14 protein-coding genes are annotated in these 12735 nt (G+C 56.5%); all 14 read right to left on the reverse strand.

What is annotated here, in order from left to right; genetic code table 11:
• Window positions 1-31 precede the first annotated feature (31 nt).
• A complete protein-coding gene (locus FE783_RS06095) occupies window positions 32-457 on the reverse strand; it encodes a stage V sporulation protein AB (RefSeq protein WP_138878460.1) in 426 nt (141 codons plus the stop codon).
• The gene (locus FE783_RS06100; RefSeq protein ID WP_138878461.1) at window positions 454-1137 is read right to left on the reverse strand and encodes a stage V sporulation protein AA; all 684 of its coding nucleotides are present in this window, start codon (window positions 1135-1137) and stop codon (window positions 454-456) included. The genes FE783_RS06095 and FE783_RS06100 overlap by 4 nt, the downstream gene beginning before the upstream one ends.
• Window positions 1138-1285: 148 nt before the next feature.
• Entirely contained in the window at window positions 1286-2041 is a 756-nt protein-coding gene (gene sigF / locus FE783_RS06105; RefSeq protein WP_138878462.1) for an RNA polymerase sporulation sigma factor SigF, read from the reverse strand.
• Window positions 2042-2053: 12 nt separating this feature from the next.
• Window positions 2054-2500, reverse strand: coding sequence for an anti-sigma F factor (gene spoIIAB / locus FE783_RS06110; protein WP_138878463.1), 447 nt, complete (start codon window positions 2498-2500; stop codon window positions 2054-2056).
• Window positions 2497-2850, reverse strand: coding sequence for an anti-sigma F factor antagonist (gene spoIIAA, locus FE783_RS06115; protein WP_138878464.1), 354 nt, complete (start codon window positions 2848-2850; stop codon window positions 2497-2499). Before spoIIAA ends, spoIIAB begins: the two co-directional genes overlap by 4 nt.
• Window positions 2851-3066: 216 nt before the next feature.
• The gene (locus FE783_RS06120; protein ID WP_138878465.1) at window positions 3067-4260 is read right to left on the reverse strand and encodes a D-alanyl-D-alanine carboxypeptidase family protein; all 1194 of its coding nucleotides are present in this window, start codon (window positions 4258-4260) and stop codon (window positions 3067-3069) included.
• A gap of 363 nt (window positions 4261-4623) precedes the next feature.
• Window positions 4624-5658, reverse strand: a complete 1035-nt coding sequence (gene fni, locus FE783_RS06125; RefSeq protein ID WP_238402889.1) for a type 2 isopentenyl-diphosphate Delta-isomerase — start codon at window positions 5656-5658, stop codon at window positions 4624-4626.
• 172 nt (window positions 5659-5830) lie between these two features.
• Complete coding sequence (locus FE783_RS06130) at window positions 5831-7132, reverse strand: pyrimidine-nucleoside phosphorylase (RefSeq protein ID WP_138878467.1); 1302 nt, start codon at window positions 7130-7132, stop codon at window positions 5831-5833.
• A 42-nt stretch (window positions 7133-7174) separates the two neighbouring features.
• Entirely contained in the window at window positions 7175-8026 is an 852-nt protein-coding gene (locus FE783_RS06135; RefSeq protein WP_138878468.1) for a purine-nucleoside phosphorylase, read from the reverse strand.
• Window positions 8027-8084: 58 nt separating this feature from the next.
• Window positions 8085-8912 (reverse strand): purine-nucleoside phosphorylase, encoded by an 828-nt coding sequence (locus FE783_RS06140; RefSeq protein WP_138878469.1) that lies wholly within the window; start codon window positions 8910-8912, stop codon window positions 8085-8087.
• 16 nt (window positions 8913-8928) lie between these two features.
• Window positions 8929-10104, reverse strand: coding sequence for a phosphopentomutase (locus tag FE783_RS06145; protein ID WP_138878470.1), 1176 nt, complete (start codon window positions 10102-10104; stop codon window positions 8929-8931).
• 126 nt (window positions 10105-10230) lie between these two features.
• Window positions 10231-11130, reverse strand: coding sequence for a site-specific tyrosine recombinase XerD (xerD, locus tag FE783_RS06150; RefSeq protein WP_138878471.1), 900 nt, complete (start codon window positions 11128-11130; stop codon window positions 10231-10233).
• A 102-nt stretch (window positions 11131-11232) separates the two neighbouring features.
• A complete protein-coding gene (locus tag FE783_RS06155; RefSeq protein WP_138878472.1) occupies window positions 11233-11469 on the reverse strand; it encodes a DUF4227 family protein in 237 nt (78 codons plus the stop codon).
• Between the two features lie 42 nt (window positions 11470-11511).
• On the reverse strand, window positions 11512-12669 hold the full coding sequence (gene ald / locus FE783_RS06160) for an alanine dehydrogenase (protein ID WP_138878473.1): 1158 nt from the start codon (window positions 12667-12669) through the stop codon (window positions 11512-11514).
• Window positions 12670-12735 lie beyond the last annotated feature (66 nt).

Consider the following 12735-nt stretch of genomic DNA (forward strand, 5'->3'; position numbering starts at 1 on the left):
TAGCGGTACCTCCTGTCGATAACGTACTCGTTCAGATACGGAATACGATCCATTCGAATAGCGAGCCTGCCACTTTGCCGAGCACCATCGCCATAAGCAGCCAGACGATATATCCCCCCAAGCCCAGACGCTTCGCCATGATCGGCAGCACATTAAGCACTTCGGTAAGCGCTCCGGCGAGCATACCGATAAAGCAGCCGGCGAGCAGACCGAATATCGATGCAAGGATCGGCGCGCCCCGTATCCCCCAATCGAAAAAATCGGCGAACGTCCAGAACAGCACTCCCGCTACCATGGCTGCTTCAAAAACGTGTACGCGATCGAAAGTCCGCGTCATCTGCGCGAGCCGGGGCACGATATCGAGTACGATCAGGAAGGAAACCATTCCGCCTCCGACCGCCAGTCCCCCCGATAATCCGATCAAAATAGCCGCAATATTTCCCCATACCAAGCTCATGCCGAACCTCCGGCGTTCCGGTCCGGGCGATCCGGTTCGCCTGCCGGCGGCTCGGCCGGAGCGGAGTGAAGCATCTTCTTGTATTCCTCGGTAATGACGTAATGGTTTAGGCTTTCCTGATAAGAAAACATTTCGACCTCGAGCGGACTCGGCTCCTCGCTGAACCGTTTTTTGAACAATTGGTTGAAGAAAATGACCATCCCCGCGCCGAGCCCGATCGAATACGGGATTTGCAGCCAGTAAGGATGTTCCGACCGTCTTCCCGTTATCATTTCATAAATGCGCTGATGCACCTCCATCATGCTGACGTCTTCGTGAAAATTCATAATGGCGAGTCCGGAGCCGACGAACAGCAGCACCCAGACGACAGCCAGAGCAATCCGGTTCGGCGGCTTCGGCTTCGTCTGCACGTCGACGAGCACATGCGGCTCCCCGAAATAATCCACTTTTAGCTGCGGGTACACCCGCCGAATCGTTTTGACGATGTGCATCATATCGATCAAGACGATATTGCCGTCCATTTCCGACGGTTTGAATAACGGCAAATCAAGCAGCGTGCGCTCCATCTCCGGTTCGGCGAGCAGTTGGGCGACACAGCCCAGCGTTATCGATTGCCCCGGTGCGATAGAAGCCCGCTTGCGAAGTCGGATATACAATGTCGGAGTGAAAGTGCGTTCCATCGAATCACTCCCTTTCCTTCATCATCTTTCCTTTAGTATGCGGAGCGTGGAAACGCGATAAACGATCTATTTTTTGGCAGCGGACGCAACGGCAAAAAACCGCCTCCGGCCTCTTAAGGCTGAAAGCGGTTTTGCGTTATTTTCGAACTCACTGCGCGATCTGCTCACGGATCGACTGCAAAATTTTCTTCTCCAGCCGGGATACCTGCACCTGCGAGATGCCGAGCCGGCTGGCCACCTCGGACTGCGTCTGGTCCCGGAAATAGCGAAGGTAGACGATCAGCCGCTCCCTCTCCGACAGCGTACCGATCGCTTCGTTCAGCGCAAGCTTGTCGAACCATTTCTCCTGTCCTTCGTCGGCGATTTGATCCATCAGGGTTATCGGGTCCCCGTCGTTCTCGAATACGGTTTCGTGGATCGAGGATGGCGGCTTGTTCGCTTCCTGCGCGAATACGACGTCCTCCGGCGTGATGCCCAAATCATCGGCGACTTCCTTGATCGTAGGCATTCTGCCGAGTCTTTTGGACAGCTCATCCTTCTTCTTCCTCACCTTGTTAGCCAGCTCCTTGAGCGAACGGCTTACCTTTACCGTACCGTCATCCCGCAGAAACCGCTGGATTTCGCCGATAATCATCGGTACCGCGTAGGTGGAGAACTTCACATCGTAGGATAAATCGAACTTGTCGACCGATTTCAGCAGTCCGATGCATCCGATCTGAAACAAATCTTCCGGCTCGTAGCCGCGGTTCAAAAAACGCTGAACGACCGACCATACGAGGCGGATGTTGCAATTCACGAGCGTTTCCCGCGCGACCGTATCCCCGGACTGGCTCAGGGCGATGAGCCGTTTCACTTCCGTATCGTCCAGGTACGTATGAGAGGCATGTTTCAAATCGACATCCATATCGCAAAACCCCTAGTTATACAGCGCTTTTTTTGATTCGATTTGCTTGACCATGACGACCTTCGTCCCATGCCCCGGCTGGGAAACGATGTCCACTTCGTCCATGAAATTCTCGATAATCGTGAAGCCCATGCCGGATCGCTCCAATTCCGGCTTCGATGTATACAGCGGCTGGCGGGCCAGCTCCAAATCCTCGATGCCTTTGCCTTTGTCTTCGACGGTTAGCGTAAAACGGTCGCCTTCGATGATCGCGGTAATCTCGATTTCTTCGTCCGGCGAATTGTCGTATCCATGAATGATGGCGTTCGTTACCGCTTCGGATACGACGGTTTTGATATCGGTCAGCTCCTCCATCGTAGGATCGAGCTGAGAGACGAACGCGGCGACGGTAACACGGGCGAACGATTCGTTCTCGGACAAGCTGGCGAAGCGCAGCTGCATGCGATTGGTCCGGCTCATGACACCACCTCCAGGCTCGATAAGGCAAGTCTTTCGTTTTCTTGAATCGTCAAAATTTTGAACAATCCGGACATCTCGAACAACCGGTATACCGCCGGATTGACGTCGCAAACGACCAATTTGCCGCCTCTGGCCGTAATCAGCTTGTAACGGCCCAGAATGACCCCGAGTCCCGAACTGTCCATGAAACTCAAATCTTTCATGCTGAGCACGACGTGATTGACATCGCCTCTCAAAATCGCCTCTTCCATCTTCACCTTCACCGTCTCGGCGGTATGATGGTCGAGTTCTCCCTTCAATCGGACGATCAACGTTCTGCGATGATGCTCCAATTCGATGTGCAAACTCAAGGCAGGCTCACTTCCTTTCGCGTTGTGACTATGATTTCTACGAAATGGACGGATATTCCTGCAAGGCGACAAAACTAGAAGAAAACTGCTATAAATAGTACGCAGACGATATAATTCAACAACTTATGCCCGGATTCGCGAGAATTCGCCATTTGCCTCCTCGATAAGGGTATTCCCGGACTCCAGTACGGTGTCCGGGAACGATGGCGCCAATCATCAGTCGGCCATGAACAGCTTCAGCGAAGTCCGTTTCAACAATTTCCACCAGCCCGCCTTCTTCACCTCGACCGGCGATTCGACCGGGAATTCGGAGATGACCTGATCGCCTTTGTACACGACCAGCTTTCCGAGAGGCTGTCCGTAGGCGATCGGCGCCTTCAGCTCGGGCAGCAGCTGGAGCTCGTGGCGGATGTCCGCTCCGGCGTCGCCTTTTTTCATCAGAACGCTGTATTGGTGCTTGGCGGTCAGCTCGATTTTGGGCTGCTCTCCCTTCTCTACCCGGACCGTCCCGATCACGTCGCCCGTTTTGAAGATCGGATGGCTTGTATATTGGGAGAACGCATAGTCGAACATTTTCGTTACTTCGGCATTGCGGGTTTTCGTGTTCGGTTCGCCCAAGACGACGGCCACGACACGGAAATTGTCGCGTTTGGCGGTAGCCGACAGGCAGAACTTCGCTTCGCTCGTATAGCCCGTCTTCAAGCCGTCCGCACCGGAATAAAACCGTACCAGCTTGTTCGTATTGACGAGCCAAAACGGCTTCTCCGAGTCTTTGCGCAAATAGTCTTGGTACAATCCGGTATATTTCGTAATCTCCTCATGCTTCAACAGCTCGCGGGACATGAGGGCGATATCGTAAGAGGAAGTATAATGGTTGTCGGCCGGCAGCCCGTTGACGTTGACGAAATGGGTGTTCGCCATGCCCAGCTGCTTCGCCTTCGCGTTCATCATTCCTACGAACGCTTCTTCCGTTCCGCCGATTTTCTCGGCCATTGCTACGGACGCGTCGTTGCCGGAAGCCATCGCGATCCCTTTCAGCATTTCTTCGACCGTCATTTCTTCGCCGGGTTCCAGAAAAATTTGCGACCCGCCCATCGAAGCGGCATACTCGCTTGTCCGAACCTTTTCATCCAGCTTGATTTTGCCTTGATCGAGAGCTTCCATGATCAACACCATCGTCATAATTTTCGTGATGCTGGCGGGAGGCAGCTTCTGATCCCGGTTTTTCTCGAACAAGACCGTGCCGGTATCGGCATCCAGCAATACCGCGGAGCTGGCATTCGGAGCCAGATCGACTTGCGGAGCGGCTTCCTTCGCTTTCTCCGTTTTGTCGTCCGCATAGGCCGCGGGCATAACAAGCGCCATAGCCAGCATCGCACACGCGAACCGCGCAAATCCTCGTTTGAACATTAGATTGAACCCCTCCTGATCCGTCGTTGAAACGTGTTCCATTCGATTTCGCTGCAAAGATGGAATCGCTTCTAACCAGTGTTGGCATAAACGGGCCAAAATAAACCGAGGATAGCCCGGTTTTTTGGCACAATGGAGCAAATTAAACCGGGAATAGCCCGGTTTTTGGCACAATGGAGCAAATTAAACCGGGGATAGCCCGGTTTTTTGCTCCTCGGGCCAAATTAAACCGAGGATAGTCCGGTTTTTTGGGGGGAGTTTACTAGATTGTCACAGCCGGCGATACCGTCTTTATACTTCCCAATCTATTATTCCATTCAACGAAAAAAAGCTTGATCGCTCAAGCTTTTTTACTAGGGTCCCCTACATATATTCAGCCACCCGGACCAAACGCGGCGTTCCGCGCAGCTCGCCCAGATCGGCGGCGCCGATGCCGAACATGGCCGCTCGCAGCTCGAACTCGATCCGCTCGAGCGCCTGCGATGCCGCCTCGGCGCTGTCGACGGCGGCACCGAGCAGCGAGCGGCCGAAGCCGGCGATGTCCGCGCCGAGCGCTAGCGCCTTGGCCGCGTCCACGCCGCTCGACAGTCCGCCGCTCGCGATGAGCGGACAGTCCGGTGCGGCCGCTTTGGCCTCGACAACGCACTGCGCCGTCGGAATTCCCCAATCGGCGAACGCTTCGGCCGCCAGCCGCCGGATCGGATCCGTCGTGCGGAATTTCTCCACTTGACTCCACGAGGTGCCTCCCGCACCGGCTACATCAACAAACGAAACGCCCGCCTCCACGAGCAGTCTCGCCGTCTCGCCGTCAATTCCCCAGCCGACTTCCTTCACGCCGATCGGGATCGGCAGCGCCGAGCACAACTGTTCGATTCGCCGGAGCAAGCCTTTGAAGTTGGTGTCGCCCTCCGGCTGAAACAGCTCCTGCATCCCGTTCACATGAAGCACGAGCCCGTCGGCTTCCGCCAGCTCGACCGCACGGCGGCATTCGTCCGCTCCATAACCGTAATTCAGCTGCACCGCACCAATATTCGCGATAATCGGTATTGTCGGAGCAGCCTCTCTGACGCGGAACGTCTGCGCCAGCTCCGGGCGCTCCAACGCCGCGCGAACCGATCCGACTCCCATCGCCCAGCCCCGCCGTTCGGCCGCTTCGGCCAAATTGCGATTAATTCGATGCGCTTCTTCCGTTCCTCCGGTCATCGAGCTGATTAATAGCGGGACCCGCATCTCTCTGCCCAGCCAATGCTCGGACGTATCGATTTCGGCGAAATCGATTTCGGGCAGCGCCCGATGCCGGAACCGGTATTGCCCAAAGCCGGCCCCTCCCGTCCTGCTGCCGACTTCCTCCTCCAAACAGATCCGGATATGCTCGGTCTTACGTCGTTCCGTACTCATAATGGCTCCCCCTTGTATTTCCGAATCCCTTTGTCCTTCTCTCACATGTTCGACAATGCCCATCGTGCACTCCTGCCGCTCCGCCTTTGTTTGTGACAATATTCGCAGGATGCTCAAGCTCCGAAAAAAAGAGACCGTCCCTGCGGCTCCAGGAACAGTCTTTTATCGAATATTACTCGATAACGGCATGAACGACGGGAACCGGCTCGGGCTTGTCCGACCCGATCGTGTAGGCGCCGAGCAGCCGCTCGGCAATATCCCGGTTGTTTTCCAGGTTGCTGTGAATAACGGCGATGACGTCTCCGAACTTGACCGGATCGCCTACTTTTTTGCAAAGCGATATTCCGACCGAATAATCTATTGCATCTTCTTTTCTCGCCCGCCCCGCCCCGAGAAGCATGGCCGTCACGCCTACCGTCTCCGCATCGATCGATTGCACGAAGCCTTCCCGTTCGGCCCGGACACTGACATGTACCGCTGCTTGCGGAAGCAGCCCCGGGTCGTCGACGATCGCCGGATCGCCGCCCTGCGCCTCTACGAACTTGCGAAACGTCGCGACGGCACGGCCCGACCGGAGCAGTTCGTCCAGCCCGATACGGGCGTCGTCATATGTAGAATAAGCCCCGCCCGCGACCGTCATATAAGCGGCCAGCGTCAAGCATATTTCCTTCAGCCGCGCATCGCCGCCGCCGCGCAGCACTTGAATCGCTTCCGCGACCTCGTTCGCATTGCCCACTTCCGTGCCCAGCGGCTCGCTCATGTCGGACAGCAAGGCGATCGTCCGGCGCTTGAGGCTTTTGCCGATCGATACCATTGTGGAAGCGAGCGTCTTCGCGTCCTCCAGCGACTTCATGAACGCGCCGGAGCCGACCTTGACGTCCAGCACGATGGCGTCGGCGCCGGAAGCGATCTTTTTGCTCATGATCGAGGAAGCGATCAGCGGGATCGAATTGACCGTCGCCGTCACGTCGCGCAGCGCGTACAGCTTCTTGTCCGCCGGGGCCAGATTGCCGCTTTGCCCGACAAGCGCCATCTTGTTTTCGTTGACGTTGCGCACGAACTGTTCGTTAGGCAGCTCGATGCGAAACCCCCGGATCGATTCCAGCTTATCGACGGTTCCGCCCGTATGTCCGAGCCCGCGGCCCGACATTTTGGCGACCGGTACGCCGGCGGCAGCAACAAGCGGTACGACGATCAGACTTGTTTTGTCCCCGACTCCGCCGGTCGAATGCTTGTCGACCTTGATGCCCGCAATGCCGGTCAAGCTTACGACGTCTCCGGAGCCGGCCATCGCCATCGTCAAATCGGCGATCTCCTCTTCATCCATACCGCGGAAATAGACGGCCATCGCAAAAGCGGACATTTGGTAGTCCGGAATATCTCCCCGCGTGAAGCCTTGTACGGCGTAATAAAGCTGTTCCCGGGTCAACCGGCCTCCGTCGCGCTTATGCTGTATAATATCTACCATTCTCATGTCCGCTTCCTCCTTTACACGGCTGTCCCGTTCCCGGACCGCTTATTCGCTCACTTCGCGAACGAACGTTTTGACGAGCGCGGCGAACTTCGGCTTCGTCCGGTTCGCCACCTCCATCACCTGCTCGTGGGACAGCGGCTCAAGCTCCTCACCGATAGCCATATCGGTAATGCACGATATACCGAGTACCTTCAATCCGCAGTGGCGTGCGGCTATCACCTCGGCGACGGTCGACATCCCGACCGCGTCTCCGCCTAGTCTGGCGAGCATAGTAAGCTCGGACGGCGTCATGTACGACGGGCCGCTTATGCCGCAATATACCCCTTCCTGCAGCTCCAGCGCGTTGCCGTCATCGCCTCGGATTTGGCTTGATATCCGGTGGGCGAGCTCCCTGTACGACTTGTCGTACGCTTCGGACATGTCCGGAAAACGAGGACCGAGCTCCGCATCGTTTTTGCCGATTAGCGGGTGATCCCCGGTCATATTCAAATGGTCGCAGATCAGCATCAGATCGCCCGGACGGAAAGCACGGTTCATCCCTCCCGCGGCGTTCGTCACGACTACGGTTTCCACGCCGAGCTTGCGCATCACATAGATCGGCGCAACTACCGTGCGCATCGGATAACCCTCATAATAATGGAATCGTCCCTGCATGACGATGACCGGCTTCCCTTCGAGCTTGCCGATCACGAATCTTCCCGCATGACCTTCCACCGTTGAAACCGGGAAGTAGGGGATATGGCCGAAATCGATCCTAACCGCATCTTCTACTTCATCCGCCAAATCGCCGAGACCCGAGCCGAGCACGAGCCCGATTGTAGGAAGGGGGCCGCCGATCCGGGAGCGGATGAACCCGGCCGCTTGATTGATTTGTTCCACATACGACAATTCCATGAAGTATAACCTCCTGCGCCTATAATCTTTCAATGAACCTGCTTCGCGCTACATCCGCTTACAGCTTCGGGATAATGGCGGAAACTAAGCCGAGGAAGCTTTCTTTCACCCGGTCGGCGGTTTCCATGACCTCCGCATGGGATAGATGCGCATCCAGAATACCTGCGGCCATGTTCGTGATACACGAGATGCCGAGCACGTCGATGCCGGCATGCCGCGCGGCGATTACTTCGGGTACGGTCGACATGCCGACCGCGTCGGCGCCGATCGTGCGCAGCATGCGAATTTCCGCCGGCGTCTCATAGCTGGGTCCGAGCAATCCGGCATATACCCCTTCCTGCAGCTCCAAGCCGAGCTCGGCCGCAGCCTCGCGTGCCGTCGACCGCAGCTTGGCGCTGTAAGCCTCGGACATGTCGGGAAAGCGGACTCCGAGCGCATTCTCGTTGCGTCCGATTAACGGATTACGGAACATGAAATTGATATGATCGCGAATGAGCATCAGCTGCCCGGGAGCAAAGGAAGTGTTAATGCCGCCGGCGGCATTCGTAACGAGCAGCGATTTGACGCCGAGAGCTTTCATGACGCGCACCGGAAAAGAGACGGTCGCCACGTCGTAGCCTTCATACAAATGAAACCGCCCCTTCATCAGAACGGCTTTTTTTCCGTTGATCAATCCGACGAGCAATTCGCCCGCATGTCCTTCCACGGTGGACAGCGGAAAATGCGGAATTTCTTCGTAATGAATAACCGTTACGTCTTCCATCGCGTCAGCCAGCACGCCTAGCCCCGAACCGAGAATAAGTCCGACCTCGGGGGAGTACGGTATTTCGTCCTCGATAAACCGCACGGCTTCCGATATACGTTGTTCCATCGTTAATTCGCTCATGCAGCGCCTCCCGTATTCATACAAGTTTAGGCAAGAAGCTCGTGCCGTGATCGGGTGCGGGCACACCGAAATTGTCGGCGACGGTAGCCCCCAAATCGGCAAACGTCGCGCGAATGCCGAGCGAACCCGGCGTCCGGAAGCGCGGACTCCAGACGAGCAGCGGCACATACTCCCGCGTATGATCCGTTCCCGAATGGACCGGGTCGTTACCATGATCGGCCGTCAAAATGAGCAGATCGTCGCTGCCGATATTGGCCATCATATCCGGCAGCCTTGCGTCGAATTCCATCAGCGCCCGGGCATAACCGATCGGGTCCCGTCTATGGCCGTACAACGAATCGAAATCGACCAGATTCGTAAACGCCAGTCCCCGGAACGGCTGCTCCAGCGCACGAATCGTCTCTTCGATTCCATGGGCGTTGCTTTTCGTCGGCATAGCCGAGGTAACGCCTTCACCGGAGAAAATGTCGTTTATTTTGCCGATGGCGATGCAGTCGAACCCCGCTTCCTTCAGCCGGTTCATAACGGTCGGCTCGGGAGGCTTGACGGCGTAATCGTGCCGGTTCGGCGTCCGTTTAAACTCGCCGGGCTTCCTGCCTACATACGGGCGTGCGATCACCCGGCCGACGGCGTATTCGCCCATAGTCAGCCTGCGGGCGACCCGGCATGCCTCGTACAGCTCTTCCAGCGGGATGACTTCCTCGTTAGCGGCGATTTGGAAGACGCTGTCCGCCGACGTATATACGATCCACGAGCCGGTCCGCAATTGCTCCTCGCCGAGCTCTTCGATAATTTCCGTTCCCGATGCGGGCTTGTTCCCGATGACGCTCCGGCCCGTCTCCCGCTCGAACATGCGGATGAGCGGCTCCGGAAATCCTTCCGGATAAGTCTGGAACGGGATCGTCACCCGCAAGCCCATAAGCTCCCAATGGCCGGTCATCGTATCTTTGCCGACCGATACCTCGGTCATCTTCCCGTAATAGGCCGACGGGCGGACGGCGGCATCAACAAGCCGCAAAGGAGCTATATTTCCAAGCCCCATCTTCTCCATATTCGGTAAAGAAAAAGAAGGAACCCGTTCGGAGATATGACCGAGCGTATGGGCGCCTTCGTCGCCAAATGCGGGGGCGTCGGGCTGCTCGCCGATGCCTACGCTGTCCAGTACGATTACCGCGATTCGCTGAAAAGTCAAATGTAGTTCCCTCCGCTTTAACGAATAGTTTGCCGGCTGGTTGCGGTTTTCCAATATTATCTCATGACGCCGAATCGAATGCAAAAGAACCCTTGGCAAACAAAAAAACGGGCCCGTCGGCCCGCTTTAGGTCATGTTCGCTCTCGGATGCGTACGATCATATATTTCTTTCATCCGCGATTTGGTTACATGGGTGTACACTTGCGTCGTGGAAATATCGGCATGGCCGAGCATTTCCTGAACCGCCCGCAAATCCGCGCCGTTTTCCAGCAGGTGGGTGGCGAACGAATGCCTCAGCGTATGAGGCGTAATCTCTTTGTCGATACCCGCTTCCCGGGCGTATCGTTTAATAATTTTCCAAAACCCTTGCCGTGTCAAACGGGTGCCGAGATGGTTAATAAACAGCGCTTCCTCCTGCTTCTCTTGACGAAGCAGCTGAGGGCGGACCGAGTCGATGTATCGTCCGAGCCATACCGCGGCGATTCGGCCGAGCGGAATGATCCGTTCCTTCGAGCCTTTGCCCGTGCAATGAATGAAGCCCATCCCGGTATTAACATGGCCGACGTTCAGCGATATGAGCTCCGACACCCGGATTCCCGTCGCATACAACAACTCCAGCATCGCTTTATCCCGCATGCCAGAAGGCGCCGTCGTTTCCTGGGCGTCCAGCAGACGTTCGACCTCTTCCACGGACAACACCTTGGGCAGCCTTTTCTCCAGCTTCGGCGTCTCCATCTGGGCCGACGGATCTTGTACGATCAGCCCGTCCTTCACGAGAAACTGGTAAAAGGCGCGAATCGAAACGATATTGCGCGATAAGGTGGCCGGAGCGCGTCCAAGCCGCTTCAGCTCCTGCAAATATTGAACGATGTGGAATTTGCCCGTTTCCGTAACGGAACGCACGCCTTGGGTATCGATATATTCCAAGTACTGGATCAGATCGCGCTCGTACGATTCAAGCGTATTATGAGCCAGCCCCCGCTCCACGGTGAGGTAATGTATAAAATGATGCAAATGTCTCTTCATCGCAACAAGTCGTTCCCCCAGTATGTCGTTCCTCTTGTAACAATCTATTCAACGCAAAGGAACGATTTCCTGCTGAAAACGAACAAAAGTTTGCATGATCCATCATTCGCCGTACTTGTAAAAAAACAACAGCCGCTCCATCGCGGTTCTCGGCTCCATGACCTGCTCTTCGTGACCGAACACCTTCAGCGCCTTGCCCATCGGTTCCCGGTACCGTCCCGCGGGCTCGATCCACCCGCCGACAATGCGGAACAGCTCATACAGAACAAAGGTCAGGATGACGAAAACCGCTATATATTTCGTCCGCACCCACCACTTTCGGAATCGGAAAATGATCATGGCCTGTCCCTCCGCTTGCCGTCAACGTATATGCTCCCACGGTTAGGTTATGAGGGGAAGCGGCGATTTATGATAGTCGGCGATCGATACATAAGGCAATCCTACGGCTTCCGCAACCGCTTGGTAAGTAATATTTCCCTGATGCGTATTGACCCCGAGCCTCAGCATCGCATTATCGCGAATCGCGATCTCGAAGCCTTTATCGGCGAGCTCCATCACATAAGGAAGCGTCGCATTCGTCAGCGCCAGCGTGGATGTCCGGGGAACCGCTCCCGGCATATTGGCGACGGCGTAATGGATGACTCCGTGCTTCTCGTAAATCGGGTCGCTGTGCGTCGTTACCCGGTCGATCGTCTCGATCGATCCGCCCTGGTCGATGGCGACGTCGACGATGACCGCCCCTTTCTTCATCCGCTTGACCATCTCCTCCGATACGAGCTTCGGAGCGCGCGCTCCCGGTATAAGGACCGCACCGATCAGCAAATCCGCGGTCTGCACGGCGCCGGCAATGTTGTACGGGCTCGACATGAGCGTTTTGACTCGCCCGCCGAACACATCGTCGATATAGCGCACCCGGTCGCCGCTCCGTTCTACGATGACGACATTCGCGCCAAGGCCGAGCGCCATCTTCGCCGCATTCGTCCCGACGATGCCGCCCCCCAAAATGATCACGTCCGCAGGCGGAACGCCCGGGACGCCTCCGAGCAATATACCGCGCCCGCCGTAGAACCGCTCGAGGTAGTGGGCTCCGATCTGCACCGACATGCGCCCGGCCACTTCGCTCATCGGAGTAAGCAAAGGCAAGCCTCCTCCGGGCTGCTGAATCGTCTCGTATGCGATGCCGGTCACTTTTTTTTGCACGAGCGCATGGGCCAGATCGGCAGCCGCGGCCAGATGCAAATAGGTGAACACGATTTGATTTTCACGGAAATAGCCGTATTCCGAAGGGAGAGGCTCCTTTACTTTGAGAATGAGCTCCGCCCGTTCCCACACCTCGGAGGCGCTCGGCAAGACGCGGGCGCCCTCCATCCGGTATTCCTCGTCCGTAAAGCCGCTGCCGAGCCCCGCACCCGCCTCGATCAGCACCTCATGCCCGGAATCGCTCAACATGCGGGCTCCACCCGGCGTAAGCGCTATCCGGAATTCATTGTTTTTGATTTCTTTCGGTACCCCTACTATGTAACGGTTCGCTGCCACCATCTCGTCACCTCGTGATTCAGCTAATTTTGAACAGAAATCCATTCATAGCATGCGTTGGAAGTCGGC

This window comes from Paenibacillus mesophilus (assembly GCF_005938385.1).
GTDB classification, from domain to species: domain Bacteria; phylum Bacillota; class Bacilli; order Paenibacillales; family NBRC-103111; genus Paenibacillus_AB; species Paenibacillus_AB mesophilus.